The organism is Bradyrhizobium sp. USDA 336, from assembly GCF_044908355.1.
GTDB classification, from domain to species: Bacteria; Pseudomonadota; Alphaproteobacteria; order Rhizobiales; family Xanthobacteraceae; genus Bradyrhizobium; species Bradyrhizobium yuanmingense.
In genome coordinates this window covers 6,800,959-6,816,115 of record NZ_JBIYDC010000002.1, presented here as the reverse complement: position 1 = coordinate 6,816,115, position 15,157 = coordinate 6,800,959, and the positions used below count along the sequence as shown (strand labels likewise).

13 protein-coding genes are annotated in these 15,157 nt (G+C 64.4%); 7 read left to right on the top strand and 6 right to left on the bottom strand.

Going from position 1 to position 15,157, the window contains the following annotated elements; translation table 11 throughout:
- Positions 1-7: 7 nt before the first annotated feature.
- Both ABIA45_RS32895 and ABIA45_RS32890 read right to left on the bottom strand, forming a co-directional pair.
- Complete coding sequence (locus ABIA45_RS32895) at positions 8-1,921, bottom strand: extracellular solute-binding protein (protein ID WP_271542829.1); 1,914 nt, start codon at positions 1,919-1,921, stop codon at positions 8-10.
- Between the two features lie 210 nt (positions 1,922-2,131).
- A complete protein-coding gene (locus tag ABIA45_RS32890) occupies positions 2,132-2,686 on the bottom strand; it encodes a cytochrome c family protein (RefSeq protein ID WP_057028167.1) in 555 nt (184 codons plus the stop codon).
- Positions 2,687-2,917: 231 nt separating this feature from the next.
- On the opposite strand from ABIA45_RS32890, the gene ABIA45_RS32885 reads away from it, so the two are divergent.
- Positions 2,918-3,658 (top strand): 3-deoxy-manno-octulosonate cytidylyltransferase, encoded by a 741-nt coding sequence (locus ABIA45_RS32885; protein ID WP_404654843.1) that lies wholly within the window; start codon positions 2,918-2,920, stop codon positions 3,656-3,658.
- A 21-nt stretch (positions 3,659-3,679) separates the two neighbouring features.
- Positions 3,680-4,537, top strand: coding sequence for a prephenate dehydratase (locus tag ABIA45_RS32880; protein ID WP_157283696.1), 858 nt, complete (start codon positions 3,680-3,682; stop codon positions 4,535-4,537).
- A 156-nt stretch (positions 4,538-4,693) separates the two neighbouring features.
- Here the strand turns inward: ABIA45_RS32880 and ABIA45_RS32875 are convergent, their stop codons facing one another.
- Positions 4,694-5,713, bottom strand: coding sequence for an LLM class flavin-dependent oxidoreductase (locus tag ABIA45_RS32875; RefSeq protein ID WP_404545871.1), 1,020 nt, complete (start codon positions 5,711-5,713; stop codon positions 4,694-4,696).
- Positions 5,714-6,085: 372 nt separating this feature from the next.
- Between ABIA45_RS32875 and metF the strand changes: the two genes are divergently transcribed.
- Positions 6,086-7,006, top strand: coding sequence for a methylenetetrahydrofolate reductase [NAD(P)H] (gene metF, locus ABIA45_RS32870; RefSeq protein WP_275510632.1), 921 nt, complete (start codon positions 6,086-6,088; stop codon positions 7,004-7,006).
- A 6-nt stretch (positions 7,007-7,012) separates the two neighbouring features.
- On the top strand, positions 7,013-10,855 hold the full coding sequence (metH, locus tag ABIA45_RS32865) for a methionine synthase (protein ID WP_404654842.1): 3,843 nt from the start codon (positions 7,013-7,015) through the stop codon (positions 10,853-10,855).
- Between the two features lie 288 nt (positions 10,856-11,143).
- On the opposite strand, the gene ABIA45_RS32860 is transcribed toward metH, so the two are convergent.
- Together ABIA45_RS32860 and ABIA45_RS32855 are read right to left on the bottom strand one after the other, a co-directional pair.
- Positions 11,144-11,773: a glutathione S-transferase family protein gene (locus tag ABIA45_RS32860; RefSeq protein WP_404654841.1), complete on the bottom strand. Its 630-nt coding sequence runs from the start codon at positions 11,771-11,773 to the stop codon at positions 11,144-11,146.
- Between the two features lie 130 nt (positions 11,774-11,903).
- On the bottom strand, positions 11,904-12,206 hold the full coding sequence (locus ABIA45_RS32855; RefSeq protein WP_271542823.1) for a helix-turn-helix transcriptional regulator: 303 nt from the start codon (positions 12,204-12,206) through the stop codon (positions 11,904-11,906).
- Between the two features lie 27 nt (positions 12,207-12,233).
- Between ABIA45_RS32855 and ABIA45_RS32850 the strand changes: the two genes are divergently transcribed.
- The 3 genes from ABIA45_RS32850 to ABIA45_RS32840 are packed head-to-tail and all read left to right on the top strand — an operon-like array spanning position 12,234 to position 14,248.
- The gene (locus ABIA45_RS32850) at positions 12,234-13,217 is read left to right on the top strand and encodes a threonine/serine dehydratase (RefSeq protein ID WP_404545863.1); all 984 of its coding nucleotides are present in this window, start codon (positions 12,234-12,236) and stop codon (positions 13,215-13,217) included.
- Positions 13,218-13,229: 12 nt separating this feature from the next.
- Entirely contained in the window at positions 13,230-13,649 is a 420-nt protein-coding gene (locus ABIA45_RS32845; RefSeq protein ID WP_404654840.1) for a DUF6636 domain-containing protein, read from the top strand.
- A 2-nt stretch (positions 13,650-13,651) separates the two neighbouring features.
- Positions 13,652-14,248 carry a hypothetical protein gene (locus ABIA45_RS32840; RefSeq protein WP_404654839.1) on the top strand — a complete coding sequence of 199 codons (597 nt, stop codon included), beginning with the start codon at positions 13,652-13,654 and terminating at the stop codon, positions 14,246-14,248.
- Between the two features lie 189 nt (positions 14,249-14,437).
- Here the strand turns inward: ABIA45_RS32840 and ABIA45_RS32835 are convergent, their stop codons facing one another.
- Positions 14,438-15,031, bottom strand: coding sequence for a GNAT family N-acetyltransferase (locus tag ABIA45_RS32835; protein ID WP_275510637.1), 594 nt, complete (start codon positions 15,029-15,031; stop codon positions 14,438-14,440).
- Between the last annotated feature and the right edge of the window lie 126 nt (positions 15,032-15,157).

Genomic DNA, 15,157 nt, shown 5'->3' with positions numbered 1-15,157 from the left:
TTGTCCTTCACGATTTCTTTGCGATCCGTGCCGCCTTGTCTGCGTCGTACCACCAGATGAACGGGAAGCCGGACAGACCATACCTGGGCAATTCCGCCGGCCGGCCGAAGCGATCCCAGCGCGCGGTGCGGACCTTGTTGTAGGTCCATTGCGGCACGACGTAGTGATTCCACAGCAACACGCGGTCGAGGGCCTTGGTGGCCGCGACGAGATCGTCGCGATCAGTGGCGTAGATCACCCGCTCGATCAGCTTGTCGATGGCCGGATTCTTGATGCCGGCGATGTTGCGCGAGCCGGCGATGTCGGCCGATTTGGAGGACCAGAACTCGCGCTGCTCGTTGCCCGGCGATTGCGACTCGCCCCAGGAGTTCGTCACGATGTCGAAGTCCCACTCGCGCGTCCTGTTCTCATACTGGGTCGGATCGACCGTCCGAACGCTCACCGCAATGCCGAGCCGCTCCAGCGACGGCTTGTAGAACAGCGTAATTCGTTCGAAGCTGGGATCCGAGTTGAGCAATTCCAGCGAGAACTGCGCACCGGTCTTGACGTCGACCAGCTTGCGATCTCGCACCTCGTAGCCGGCTTCCTTGAACAGGCGCAGCGCCTCACGCAAATTGTCGCGCACCGCCTCCGGACTACCCCCGACCGGATTGGTGTAGGGCGTCGTGAAGACCTCGGGCGGTACCTGGGCGCGGACGGTCTCGAGAATTTCGAGCTCCTTACCCTGCGGCAATCCCGTTGCCATCAGCTCCTCGATGCCGTCGAAATAGCTGCTGATGCGCTTGTACTGACCGTAGAAGATCTGCTTGTTCATCTCCTCGAAGTCGAACGCGTAGTTGAGCGCACGACGCACGCGCGGATCGCTGAACTTGGCGCGGCGCAGGTTCGGCACGAAGGCCTGCATCACGCCCGAGCTGCGATTGACGAATTCCTCGAGGATCACCCGCTTTTCGGTCACGGCCGGGAAATCGTAGGCGGTCGCCCAGCTCTTCGCGCTGTTCTCGGTGCGCCAGTCGACCTGGTCGGCCTTGAAGGCCTCGATCGCAACGGTGCCATCGCGAAAATATTCGTAGCGCAGCTCGTCGAAATTGTTGCGGCCCACATTGATGGGAAGATCGCGGCCCCAATAGTCCTTGACGCGCTCCAGCGCGATCGAGCGTCCTGCGACGAATTCCTTGACCTTGTAGGGGCCCGAGCCGAGCGGCACTTCCAGCGTGGTGGTGGCGATATCGCGCTTGCGGCCCTGCGCGTCCGTCCCCTCCCACCAATGTTTCGGAAGGACGATCAGCTGTCCCACGATCAGCGGCAGCTCGCGGTTGCCGGGTGCGTCGAACACGAACTTCACGTCACGCTCGCCGACCTTCTCGGCCTTCACCACATGGCTGTAATAGGCCGAGTACATCGGGTGGTTCTTCTTGAAGGAATCGAGCGAGAAGATCACGTCCTCGGGCGTAACAGGCTTGCCGTCATGCCATTTCGCCTGCGCGCGCAGGCGATAGGTGACGAAGGAAAAGTCGTCGGGATGGCTGACCGCTTCGGCCAGCGCGCCGTATTCGGTCGAGACCTCGTCGAGCGACTGCGTCAGGAGCGATTCATAGATGAATGCGACGGCGCCGGCGACCTGGCCCTTCACGCCCGAGACGACGATGTTGAAATTGTCGAACGTGCCGACGGCGATCTGGCGCGCGACACCGCCTTTGGGGGCGTCCGGATTGACGTAGTCGAAGCGCTTGAAGTCGGCGGGGTACTTGACCTTTCCGAACAGCGACAGCGCGTGGCGCCAAGGCAACCCGCCGGAAGTCAGTTCAGTTGCTGATTGCGCATGCGCCACGCCGACGGGAACGCCCGCAACGGAGCCAAGGACTGGAAGCGCTGCGGCTGCAGTGCCGGTGAGCAGGAGATCGCGTCGGGTAATGGCCAAATCAACATCCCTGTCTTGAAGGAGGCTACTCCTTTAAGTTCCCAATATAGGCGAGGTTTCGACCGAATATGTTGCTTTTTCCTCATCTTGGAAGCCCGGCCGGCCTATCGGATGCGGCCAAACGCCCCGATAACGTCGCCGCGAGGCCCGGATAAGGAAACGGCCAGACTTTCCAGCCTGGCCGTATTCGAGCGCCCGGTTCTTGGGACCCTATTTTGATGCCGTAGGCAGCGGCTGAGGCTTCTCCGACTGCGAATTCAGATAGGCGATGATATCGGCACGCTCGGAATCCTTGGCAACACCGGCAAAGCCCATCGCGGTGCCCGGAATGAAGCCCTTCGGATTGGCGAGGAACTTGTTGAGGTCGTCGAAGCTCCAGTTGCCACCCTTGGCCTTTATGGCAGCCGAGAAGTTGAAGCCACCACGGCCCTGGCCCTTGGGCTCGCCAACGACGCCGTAGAGGTTCGGACCGACCCGGTTCGGGCCGCCCTTCTCGAAGGTGTGGCAGGCGCCACACTTCTTGGCGGCCGCGGAGCCCTTCTCGACGGAGGCGGTTTGGAGCAGCTTTTCGATCGGTTCGGACGACGCGGCGGCAGCGGCGCCCTCCTTGCCGGAGCCGGCATCTTGCTTGACCGCGATCTCGAAGCCCGGCTTTTCCGGCATCTTGGGGGAGAACAGCGCACTCGCGGTGAAGCTCGTCACCAGCAGGAAGAGACAGGTGCCGAACACGGCGCCGAGAATCTTGTTGAGTTCGAAAGAGTCCATTTCCGGCCAGGCCCCACCGCAAGAAGGAAACAGCGGCCCGGATGGCCGCAGGACGAGCCTCAGAGAATCAAACGTTCCTTATTGTTTCCCCGAGTTTTGCCATTGAGATATCGGTTTGCCCGGGGTCTGGCAACCCGTATAAGCGACCCGGCTTCAGGCCCGTCCCCATCCCATTTCCTGGTGCGGAAAACGCTCCGTTTTCAGGCTCTTGACCTCAGACCTTTGAACCCGATGATCGACCCCCGCATCCTGGTGCTGATCCCGGCCCGCATGGCCGCCACCCGCCTGCCCGGCAAGCCGCTCGCCGATATCGCGGGACTGCCGATGATCGTGCATGTGCTGCGCCGTGCGGAGGCTGCGGCAATCGGCAGGGTCGCGGTGGCCACCGACACCGACGAGATCGCCGCGGTCGTGACCGCCCATGGCGGCGAGGCCGTGATGACCCGCGGCGACCACCCCTCCGGCTCCGACCGCGTCCATGAGGCCATGCAGAAGCTGGACCCCGAGGGCAAGGCCGAGATCGTGGTCAATGTCCAGGGGGATTTCCCGACCATCACGATCGACAACATCCGCGAGGTGCTGCCGCCGCTGCAAGACCCGGCCGTGGACATCGCGACGCTGGCCTCGCGGATCCACACCGAGGAAGAGGATCTCGCCCCAAGCGTGGTGAAGGCGATCGGAACCTCGGTTGGCGGCAGGCGGATGCGCGCACTTTATTTCACCCGCGCGACCGCCCCGACCGGCGACGGACCGCGTTATCACCATATCGGCCTCTATGCCTTTCGCCGCGCCGCGCTGGAGCGCTACGTCTCTCTTCCGCCGTCTCCGCTGGAATTGCAGGAGAAGCTCGAGCAGCTCCGGGCGCTTGAGGCCGGAATGCGCATCGATTTCACCATCGTCGACACCGTGCCCCGCGGGGTCGATACGCCGGCGGACCTCGAGACCGCGCGCAGCATCCTTTCCAAATCCTGAGCCGCTGCTACAAGGCCGAGCATGAGCAAGATGAAGATCGCATTCCAGGGCGAGCCTGGCGCCAATTCCCACATCGCCATCGTCGAGGCCTATCCCGACGCCGAACCGATGCCCTGCGCCACATTCGAAGACGCGCTGTCGGCGATCTCGTCGGGCGAGGCCGATCTCGGCATGATCCCGATCGAGAATTCGGTCGCCGGCCGCGTCGCCGACATCCATCACCTCCTGCCGGCGTCCGGCCTCTTCATCGTCGGCGAATGGTTTCTGCCGGTCCGGCATCAGCTGATGGCCGTGAAGGGCACCAAGCTCGAAGACATCAAGAGCGTCGAGAGCCATGTGCATGCGCTCGGCCAGTGCCGGCGCATCATCCGCAAGCTCGGCATCAAGCCGATCGTGCATGCCGATACCGCCGGCAGCGCCCGCGACATCTCGGAGCGCCAGGACAAGACGGTGGCCGCGATCGCCTCGCGCCTTGCTGCAAAAATCTACGGTCTCGACATCCTCGCCGAGGACATCGAAGACGAGGCCCACAACACCACGCGCTTCGTGGTGCTGGCGCGCGAGCCGAAATGGGCGCCCCAAGGCACCGGGCCGCTCGTCACGACTTTTGTTTTCCGGGTGCGCAATTTGCCGGCGGCGCTCTACAAGGCGCTCGGCGGCTTCGCCACTAACGGCGTCAACATGACCAAGCTCGAGAGCTACATGGTCGACGGCAATTTCTTCGCCACGCAGTTCTATGCCGACGTCGACGGCCATCCCGATGACAAGGGTCTCGCCTTCGCCATCGAGGAGCTGAAATTCTTCTCGCGCGAATTCCGCATCGTCGGCGTGTATCCGGGCCATCCGTTCCGCGCAACGTTCAGCGAGGCGCAGGATTAGTGGCGTGTCCCGGACGTGCGAAGCGCGAGCCGGGACCCAGGAGCGGCAAGACTCGAGGCTGCGATGGGCCCCGGCTCAGCAGCGCATCACCGTAGTGCGTCGAAGACGCGCGTAAACGCGCTCATGGTGCTGCGCTGCGTCCGGGCACGAGAGCGGTTACGCGTTTTCTCTTCGCGCCAGCCCGAACGCCTCCGCCAGCAGCGAATACGACTTCTTTCGCGCCTCGTGGTCATACACCGCCGTGATCACCATCAGCTCGTCCGGCTTGCTCGCGTAGATCAGCGGCTGCAGCTTCTTCTGCACCGTCGCGGGACTGCCGACGAACAGGCGCGAGCGGTTACGCAGGATCGAGGTGCGCTCGGCGTCCGTATACGGATAGGCCATCGCCTCCTCGACGCTCGGCAGCGGCAGATATTGACCGCGGTCGCGGCGAAGACGGTTGAGGTCGAAGGACGAGGCGAGCCTTTCGGCCTCCTCGTCGGTATCGGCCGCGATGACGGCGACCGCGAGAATGGCATGTGGGCTCGCACGCCAGGCCGAGGGCTGAAAGCGATTGCGGTAATGCACCATCGCATCGATCGCGTCGTGGGACGCGAAATGATGGGCGAAGGCGAAGCCCATGCCGACCTGCGCGGCCAATTCCGAGGAATAATCGCTGGAGCCGAGCAGCCAGATCGGCGGCAGGGCGGTGTCGTCGGGCATGGCGACGACGTTGTTGTAGGGGTGCCCTGCGGGGAATTCGCGGGTCTCCCACAGGATCAGCTCGTGCAGCCGTTCCAGGAAATCGTCGCCCTCGCGGCGGTCGAGCCGACTCCGCAACGCATACGCCGTGGCGCCATCGGTGCCGGGGGCGCGGCCGAGACCGAGATCGATCCGGCCGGGAAACAGTGCTTCCAGCATCTTGAAGCGCTCGGCGACGACCAGCGGCGCATGGTTGGGCAGCATCACCCCGCCGGAACCGACGCGGAGGTGCTTCGTCACCGCCGCGATCTGCCCGATCATCAGGTCGGGCGCGGGGCTCGCGACGGAGGCGAGATTGTGATGCTCGGCGAGCCAGTACCGGACATAGCCGAGGCCATCCACGTGACGCGCCAAATCGATGCTGTTGCGCAGCGCCGCGGCGGGCTTGGTGCTTGTTGTGACGACGGAGAGGTCGAGGACGGAGAGCGGGATCATGGCGGCTTAACCTAATGGAGGCGGTCGCAGCGGCAATGGGCAGGCTGCGCAGGCCTGACGTGTACGGACGGGCGGGCACACCAGCCACTGGAGTTGGGACAACCGCCGCTACTTTGCAGACGATTCTGGTCTGCCCACCAAGAAAATGGTCCATAAAAGATGGTCACGAGAGATAATATCTGAAAATTCAACACATTATGTCGTGCAGCGCGCTTCCCACCCAAAACATGATTCGCAAGAATTACCCATCAGACTTCACCTGAATGGGCAACTTCCCATGCATGATGGGCTGTCGATCAAGGGGCCTTTGCCGTATTTTAGCTCTCCGAGGCTAGACCCCGATCGCCGGCCTACATTGGAGTGAGTGGTGCCATGACTGACCTGACCACGCCTGCGACAGCCGACCGGCAGGACGGGCACCTGAAGCGGGCTGCGATCTCCTTCGAATTCTTTCCGCCGAAGACGGAAGAGATGGAGCGCAATCTCTGGGAGACCATCAACCGGCTGGCCCCGCTCGAGCCGAAGTTCGTTTCGGTGACCTATGGCGCCGGCGGCTCGACCCGCGAGCGCACCCATTCGACGATCACGCGCATCCTGAAAGAAACCGCGCTGCTGCCGGCGGCGCATCTGACCTGCGTCGGTGCTTCGCGCGGCGAAATCGACGAGATCGTCGACCGCTATCACGAGGTCGGCGTCCGCCACATCGTGGCCTTGCGCGGCGATCCCGTCGGTGGCATCGGCACGCCCTATTCGAGCCATCCCGAGGGTTATCAGAGCTCGGCCGAACTCGTGGCGGGGATCAAGAAGCGGCACGGCGATATCGAAATCTCGGTTTCCGCCTATCCCGAGAAGCACCCCGAAGCGCGCGACTTCGATGCCGATATCGACACGCTCAAGGCCAAGGTCGATGCGGGCGCGACGCGCGCGATCACGCAGGTGTTCTTCGACAACGATCTCTACTTCCGCTATCTCGACCGCGTGCGTGCGCGCGGCATCGACATTCCGATCGTGCCGGGCATCATGCCCATGCACAATTTCAAGCAGGCGCGCAATTTCGTGACGCGTGCCGGCACCACGGTGCCGGACTGGTTCGCGGCGAAGTTCGAGGGCCTCGATGACGATGCCGAAACGCGCAAGCTGGTGGCCGCGACCGTCGCGGCCGGCCAGGTGCAGAAGCTCGCCAAGCACGGCGTCGACACCTTCCATTTCTACACCATGAACCGCGCCGATCTCGTGTTCGCGATCAGCCATTTGCTCGGCATTCGCGCCAAGAGCGCGCAGAAGGCGGCGTAAGAGAAAATGACCGTGACCACTTCGCCCAAGCGAACCGCCCTCCTCGCTGCCGCGCGCGAGCGCATCCTGGTGCTCGACGGCGCCATGGGCACGATGATCCAGAATCTGCAGCTCGACGAGAAAGCCTTCCGCGGCGAGCGCTTCAAGAACTTCCATCGCGACTTGCGCGGCAACAACGATCTTCTGATCCTGACGCAGCCGCAGGCGATCGAGGACATCCACGCCGCCTATTTGCGCGCCGGCGCCGACATCGTCGCGACCAACACGTTCTCGACGACCTCGATCGCGCAGGCCGATTACGACCTCACCGACATCGTCTACGAGATGGCGCGTGAAGGCGCCCGCCTCGCCGGCAATGCCGCGCGGCGCGTCGCGGCCGAGGACGGCAAGCCGCGCTTCGTCGCCGGCGCCATCGGCCCCACCAACCGCACGGCCTCGATCTCGCCCGATGTTTCCAATCCCGGTTACCGTGCCGTCACCTTCGACGATCTGCGCAAGTCCTATGGCGAGCAGATCCGCGGCCTGATCGACGGCGGCGTCGACCTCCTGCTGGTCGAGACCATCTTCGACACGCTCAACGCCAAGGCAGCGCTCTATGCGATCGCCGAGATCACCGAAGAGCTCGGCATCGACGTGCCCGTGATGGTGTCGGGCACCATCACCGACAAATCCGGCCGCCTGCTGTCGGGCCAGATGCCGGAAGCGTTCTGGAATTCGGTGCGGCACGCCAAGCCCATCACCATCGGCTTCAACTGCGCGCTCGGCGCCGAAGACCTGCGCGCGCATATCGCCGATATCGGCCGCGTCGCCGACACGCTGGTTTGCGCCTATCCCAATGCCGGCCTGCCGAACGAGTTCGGCCAGTATGACGAGACGCCCGAATACATGGCGCGGCTGATCGGCGAGTTCGCGCGCGACGGGCTCGTCAACATCGTCGGCGGCTGCTGCGGTACGACCCCGGACCATATCGCGGCGATTGCTGCGGCAGTGGCCCCGCACAAGCCGCGCATCGTGCCGGAGATCACCCCGCGCCTGCGGCTTTCCGGACTCGAGCCGTTCGTGCTGACCGACGCGATCCCCTTCGTCAACGTCGGCGAACGCACCAACGTCACCGGCTCGGCCCGCTTCCGCAAGCTGATCACCGCTGGCGACTACACCGCCGCGCTCCAGGTCGCGCGCGACCAGGTCGAGAACGGGGCCCAGATCATCGACGTCAACATGGACGAGGGCCTGCTCGATTCCGAAGCGGCGATGGTGACGTTCCTCAATCTCCTCGCCGCCGAGCCCGACATCGCGCGCGTGCCTATCATGATCGATTCCTCGAAATTCTCGGTGATCGAGGCCGGCCTGAAATGCGTGCAGGGCAAGCCGGTCGTCAACTCGATCTCGATGAAGGAAGGCGAGGAGAAGTTCATCCACGAGGCGCAGATCGCCCGTCGCCACGGCGCGGCCGTCGTCGTCATGGCGTTCGACGAGGTCGGCCAGGCCGACACGTTCGCGCGCAAGACCGAGATCTGCAAGCGCGCCTACGACATCCTGGTCAACAAGGTCGGCCTCCCGCCTGAGGACATCATCTTCGATCCGAACATCTTCGCGATCGCGACCGGCATCGAGGAGCACAACAATTACGGCGTCGACTTCATCGAGGCGACGCGCTGGATCCGCCAGAACCTGCCGGGCGCGCATGTCTCGGGCGGCGTCTCCAATCTCTCCTTCTCGTTCCGCGGCAACGAGCCGGTGCGTGAGGCGATGCACTCGGTGTTCCTGTATCACGCCATCAAGGCCGGCATGGACATGGGCATCGTCAATGCCGGACAGATGATCGTCTATGACGACATCAACCCGGAGCTGCGGCAAGTGTGCGAGGACGTCGTCCTCAACCGTGACGCGGGCGCCTCCGAGCGGCTGCTCGCGCTCGCGGAGAAGTTCCGCGGCAAGAAGACCGAAGGCAAGGAAGCCGATCTCGCCTGGCGCGAATGGCCGGTGGAGAAGCGGCTGTCGCATTCGCTGGTGCACGGCATCACCGAGTTCATCGAGCAGGACACCGAAGAAGCCCGCAAGAAATCCTCGCGCCCGCTCGACGTCATCGAGGGCCCGCTGATGGCCGGGATGAACGTGGTCGGCGACCTCTTCGGCGACGGCAAGATGTTTTTGCCGCAGGTGGTGAAGTCCGCGCGCGTGATGAAGCAGGCTGTCGCTTACCTCATGCCGTTCATGGAGGAGGAGAAGGCGCGCAACCTCGCCAGCGGCATCGGCACCGAGGGCTCCTCGTCCGCCGGCAAGATCGTGCTCGCGACGGTGAAGGGCGACGTCCACGACATCGGCAAGAACATCGTCGGCATCGTGCTCCAGTGCAACAATTTCGAGGTGATCGATCTCGGCGTGATGGTGCCAGCGGCCAAGATCGTCGAGACCGTGAAGGCGGAGAAGGCCGACATCGTCGGGCTGTCAGGCCTGATCACGCCCTCGCTCGACGAGATGGCGTTCTTCGCCGGCGAGTTGCAGCGCGAAGGCTTGAGGCTGCCGCTCCTGATCGGCGGCGCCACCACCAGCCGCGTGCATACGGCCGTCAAGATCGACCCGAGCTATCGCGCCGGTCCCGTCGTGCATGTCAACGACGCCAGCCGCGCGGTCGGCGTCGCCTCCGCGCTGCTCTCGCCGGAGAAGCGCGAGGCCTATGCAGCCGAGGTGCGGGCCGAATACGCCAAGATCTCGGAGGCGCATCTGCGCGCACAGGCCGACAAGAAGCGGCTGAAGCTGGCTGACGCGCGTGCCAACCGCGTGCCGGTCGATTTTGCCAAGAGCAAGCCGGTGAAGCCGACCTTCCTCGGTATTAGGAGCTTCGACGATTACGATCTCGCCGAGCTCGTCGACTGCATCGACTGGACGCCGTTCTTCCAGACCTGGGAGCTCGCCGGACGATTCCCCGCCATCCTCGATGATGCCAAGGTCGGCGAGGTCGCGCGTTCGCTCTACGACGATGCGCGCAAGATGCTCAACACCATCGTCAAGGAGAAGTGGTTCCGGGCGCGCGCGACGATCGGCTTCTGGCCGGCGAACGCGCAAGGCGACGACATCGTGCTCTATGCCGACGATAACAGGACCAAGAGCATCGCGACGCTGCATACGCTGCGCCAGCAATTGGAGAAGCGCGAAGGCCGCTTCAACGCTGCGCTCTCCGACTTCATCGCGCCGGCCGGCGTGCCCGATTATATCGGCGGCTTCGTCGTCACCGCAGGGATCGGCGAGGATGCCGTTGCCGACCGCTTCAAGATGGCGAACGACGATTACTCCTCGATCCTGTGCAAGGCGCTGGCTGACCGTCTCGCCGAGGCGTTTGCGGAGCGCATGCACGCCCGCGTGCGGCGTGAGTTCTGGGCCTATGCACCGGATGAGGCGCTCTCCAACGAGGAGCTGATCCTGGAGAAGTACTCTGGGATCCGCCCGGCGCCCGGCTATCCCGCGCAGCCCGATCACACCGAGAAGGCGACGCTGTTCGAGCTGCTCGACGCGGAGGCCACCGCCGGGGTGAAGCTGACCGAGAGCTTTGCGATGTGGCCGGGCTCGTCCGTCTCCGGCCTCTATTTTGCCAGCCCCGAAAGCTACTATTTCGGCGTCGGCAAGATCGAGCGCGACCAGGTCGAGGACTACGCGGCGCGCAAGGGCATGAGCCTGGCCGAAGCCGAGCGCTGGCTCGCGCCGGTGCTGAACTACATCCCCTCCCAGGACAAGCCCTTCCCCGCCAAGCCGGCGAACGACGAGATGCCGAAAGACCTCGCCTCGCATCCGCCCGGCTGCACCTGCGCGGTGCACTTGGTCTGGCAGAAGAAGCGCGCGGGGGCGGGTTAAGCGGGCGTTCAAAACCGAAAGTTGGAAAACAACCCCATGCACAGTAGCGATGGGGTTGAAAAAGCTGAGTTATTTCTGTTTTGGCGAAATTTCGTTGCGGCGTCGGGCAAAACAGGGGTAGTATTGCAACATCGGACTGTTGTGGCGGACTGACAAAGCTCGCCAAGTCCAGCGCCGTCATTCCGGGGCGCGCGTAGCGCGAGCCCGGAATCCATTTCTCCACGTTATCCGCTGCACGATGGATTCCGGGCTCGCGCCAAGAGGCGCGCCCCGGAATGACGGAGGGGCTCATCCCTTTGGCGGGGCCAGCGGCTGCAAGATCTCCTGGAACGGGGCCAGTGCCTCGCAACGCTCGCTATGGGCCGCGAGCGCGGGATAGCGTGCGGCATCGAACAGCTGCGAATGGGCTTCGCGGGTGAAGCGGACGACACAGGCGACGGCGACGTCGGCGTGGCCGGTTCGGTCACCCAGCCAATACGGTGTCGTCACCTTGGCGCGCTCGGCCTCGAGCACTGTCAGCACGTCCGCGATCTGCGCCTGGCAACGCTCGACCCACAGCGCGAGCTGCTCCTTCCGCAGCACGCGCTCGTAGAGCAGGCTCACCGCCTTGTCGCCGAGACCGGAGGCGAGCGCGCAGATGCGCAAATGCCTGCGCCGCTCGGTGCCGCCGCGCGGCAGCATGGCCTTGTCCGCGCCGACGAGGTCGTCGAGATAATCGAGGATGATCGTGCTCTCGATCAGCGCCTCGTCGTCGTCGAGCACCAGGGTCGGCACGCGGCGGAGCGGATTGTACGGCGCGATCTTGTCGGCGTCGCCGAAGGTCGACCATGGCCTGTGCTCGAAGGCGAGCCCGTAAAGCCGGAGCGCAATCGCGACGCGGCGGACGAAGGGGGAATCATATTGGCCGATCAGGAACATGGTTCTCGCTCTTCTCGATCATTGAACACCGCAGGGCCGATCAGTCTCCACGACCAGCCCGGCGCGGCGCAACAAAAATCTCGGAAAGGGAGCATTGCGCCTGCCGCAACGACGCCGCGATGCATTGCGCTCAAAGGCCGTCCTGGATCGAGCGCTTGATCGCGGCGATGGCGGTCTCGTTGCGCTTGTACATCGTCCATTGCTTGATGCGCTTGGCACGCACCAGCTTGGCCGCTGTCAGCACCCGCATGTGCTCGCTCAATGTCGGCGCGCTGACCCCGAGCTTCTCGGCGATCAGCAATCCGCAGACGCCGTCCTCGACCAGATCGCCGTCTTCCTGCTCGCGAAAATGCCGCCGCGGATCCCGCAGCCATTCCAGGATCTGCAGGCGGCGTTCGTTGGCGAGCGCGCGCAATGCGAGGGCAAACTTCATTTAGCCATTTTGCTAATTACCTAATTGATGTCAACTCTCACTTGGGCTATCCTGGACGGCATCATGACAGCGACAATGGACATCACACGGGAGCGGATCGCGGCGACCGAGCCGGTCATCCGTCCGCATATCAGGCGCACGCCGCTGCTTCAGGCCGACCTCGCCGATTTCGGCCTGCCGGCCGCGCCGGTCACGTTCAAGCTCGAGATGCTGCAGCATTCCGGATCGTTCAAGGCGCGCGGCGCCTTCGCCAATCTGTTGCTGCGGCAGGTGCCGCAGTCAGGTGTCGTCGCCGCATCCGGCGGCAATCACGGCGCGGCGGTCGCCTATGCGGCGCAGCGACTCGGCGTTCCCGCCACGATCTTCGTGCCCGACATCACCTCGCCGGCCAAGGCCGAGCGGATCAGGAACTATGGCGCAAAGCTCGTGATCGCAGGCAGCCGCTACGCCGATGCGCTCGCCGCGAGCGAGGCGCATGTCGCGCAGACCGGCGCGCTGGCCGTCCATGCCTTCGATCAGGCCGAAACCCTGCTCGGCCAGGGCAGCGTCGGATTGGAATTGGAGCAGGATGCTCCCGGCATCGACACGCTGCTGGTGGCCGTCGGCGGCGGCGGGCTGATCGGCGGCATTGCGGCGTGGTACGCCGGCAGGACGCGCATCGTCGCGGTCGAGCCGGAGCAATCGCCAACGCTGCACGCCGCGTTCGAGGCGGGCGCGCCGGTCGATGCGCCGGCCGGCGGTCTCGCCGCCGACAGCCTGGCGCCGCGCCGGGTCGGCGAGCTGATGTTTCCGCTCGCGCGGGCCCATGTGGAGCGTGTCGTCCTGGTCAGCGACGATGCGATCCGCCAGGCGCAGGCCGCGCTGTGGTCGCACTTGCGCCTCGTCGCCGAGCCCGGCGGCGCCGCTGCCTTTGCCGCGGTGCTCTCCGGCCGCTATCGTCCCTCGGCCGGCGAACGCGTCGCGATTCTTGTCTGCGGGGCGAATACGACGGCGGTGAATCTCGACAGCTGAGCGGGAAATGACATGACGGGACCGCGCGGGCTGATCCTGCTCTCCATCCTGCTGCCGATGATCGGCGCTGGTCACGCGCAGGACCGTCCGATCGGCTTTCTGACGCCGTCGAAGAACATCGCCTGCCAGTTCTTCACCGACAACGGTCAGGGCGTGCTCCGCTGCGACATCATGAACATGGACGCGCGCCCGCGCCGGCCGGCCGATTGCGAGCTCGACTGGGGCCACGCCTTCGAGATGAGCGCGAAGGGCACTGCGGGGCGCATCTGCGCCGGCGACACCGTGATGGACCCGTCGCTGCCGGCGCTGGCCTATGGCGAGGTGTGGCAGCGCGGGGGATTCACCTGCCGGTCGGAGCAGATGGGGCTGACGTGCTTCAACGCGATGCAGCGAGGGTTTTCGCTGGCGCGAGGGAAGCAGGATGTGTTTTGAGCATGCTCGACCAGAACAACAAGAATGCCGACGAGAATCCATCGCTCAGTATCTTGGGCGTCTACTCGTTCAGCGCCGACAAGGCCACCTATGCCCGCTTCATCCGGGAGCTGATCGATTCGCACGATCCGCCTAATTTCAGCGAAGAAGTTAAGGATATCCTCCGTCTCGGCGGCAGGGGTGACGAGATGGTGCCGTTGACTCCTGAGGAGCGACAGGATCTGGAAAGCGAGCTGCGCTTCTATATGGACGACGCCGCGGTTCTCGAGGTGCTGGTGAAGAATCCGGACCCACGATTTAATCCCCATGACTTCGCTCAGATTGACCCGGCCAACCCCAAGGACCACTCGGAGATGACGTGGAACGAGATGTTCCTGACGGCAGACGGCGAGACGGAGATCAGGACCGACTACAGGCAAAGGCTGCCTGCGGCCAAGCAATATCGCGTGGTGTTCGTCATCCATCGGTGGATGCCTAGCCTCCCACTGCTTTCCAGCTACGGAGAGCTTCAGGCTCCTCCCGTGCAGCCGCTCCCCGAGCGATTATGGCGTCTCGCTCCTTATGAGCTTCTGGAGCCGAGTGTTCGTGCATTCCAGTAGTCCGGAGCGCACCAATCCGAATGGGTCAGCCCGTTACCCCATCCACGGCCGCTAATTGGAAGATTGACAGCAGCGCAGCACTCCGTCCTTGCGAGCGAAGCGAAGCAATCCAGAATCTCTCCATACAGACATTCTGGATTGCTTCGTCGCAAGGGCTCCTCGCAATGACGGTGAGGGAGCGGCCGCGCGTTATTCAATGATCGGCACATGTCTCGCCGCATCGCGCGGTGCCGTGCCGTCAAGGCGCGGATCATCCGCCACTTCGATCTGGCGGCGGAAGGGGCGGAAGCCGGAGCGCTGGTAGAAGGCGACGGCAGAGGGGTGGTCGAGGGTGCAGGTGTGGACCCAGACGCGGCGGACGTCGTGTGACCAAGCGCGCTCCAGCGCGCGGTTCATCAGGAAGCGGGCGGCGCCGGTGCCGATGAGGCCAGCGGTGACGCCGAAATAGGTCAGCTCGCACTGGCCGGCCTCGCGGAAGTCGAGCTCGAGCAGGCCTTCGTCGCGGCCGTCGAGGGCGAGGGCGTAGACTTCGATGCCGGGCGCGTGGATGATTGCGGCGAGTTCGGCGTCGCGCATGCGGGCGCGGGAGAACCACAGCCAGTCTTCGCCGACGCGGCGGAAGAGGTCGCGGTACCAGGGAAGCGCGGGCGCATCGACCTTGCGCAAGGTCCAGGCGCCGGGCGGATCATCGCGGCGCGCGGGGCGAGTGGTCATCTCCAGATGGGTGACGATTGCGGCGATCTTGCCGTTCGGGACGTCGGAATAGCCGTCGGGGACGATCATGTTTCTTGCTTCTTTTGTTGTGGGCTAGCGGGCGGCGCCGTTTGAGGCACCACAGCAGCGCCACACTCCGTCATTGCGAGCGCAGCGAAGCAATCCAGAATCTTTCCGCAGAGGCAGTCTGGATTG

Excerpts from the sequence above, each read along its gene's own strand:
- ABIA45_RS32880 (WP_157283696.1), top strand. The coding sequence starts at position 3,680 with ATGAGCAAGATGAAGATCGCATTCCAGGGCGAGCCTGGCGCCAATTCC.
- ABIA45_RS32850 (WP_404545863.1), top strand. The coding sequence starts at position 12,234 with ATGTCAACTCTCACTTGGGCTATCCTGGACGGCATCATGACAGCGACA.
- ABIA45_RS32855 (WP_271542823.1), bottom strand. The coding sequence starts at position 12,206 with ATGAAGTTTGCCCTCGCATTGCGCGCGCTCGCCAACGAACGCCGCCTG.
- ABIA45_RS32885 (WP_404654843.1), top strand. The coding sequence starts at position 2,918 with ATGATCGACCCCCGCATCCTGGTGCTGATCCCGGCCCGCATGGCCGCC.
- metF (WP_275510632.1), top strand. The coding sequence starts at position 6,086 with ATGACTGACCTGACCACGCCTGCGACAGCCGACCGGCAGGACGGGCAC.
- ABIA45_RS32860 (WP_404654841.1), bottom strand. The coding sequence starts at position 11,773 with ATGTTCCTGATCGGCCAATATGATTCCCCCTTCGTCCGCCGCGTCGCG.
- ABIA45_RS32890 (WP_057028167.1), bottom strand. The coding sequence starts at position 2,686 with ATGGACTCTTTCGAACTCAACAAGATTCTCGGCGCCGTGTTCGGCACC.
- ABIA45_RS32845 (WP_404654840.1), top strand. The coding sequence starts at position 13,230 with ATGACGGGACCGCGCGGGCTGATCCTGCTCTCCATCCTGCTGCCGATG.
- ABIA45_RS32840 (WP_404654839.1), top strand. The coding sequence starts at position 13,652 with ATGCTCGACCAGAACAACAAGAATGCCGACGAGAATCCATCGCTCAGT.
- ABIA45_RS32835 (WP_275510637.1), bottom strand. The coding sequence starts at position 15,031 with ATGATCGTCCCCGACGGCTATTCCGACGTCCCGAACGGCAAGATCGCC.
- ABIA45_RS32875 (WP_404545871.1), bottom strand. The coding sequence starts at position 5,713 with ATGATCCCGCTCTCCGTCCTCGACCTCTCCGTCGTCACAACAAGCACC.
- metH (WP_404654842.1), top strand. The coding sequence starts at position 7,013 with ATGACCGTGACCACTTCGCCCAAGCGAACCGCCCTCCTCGCTGCCGCG.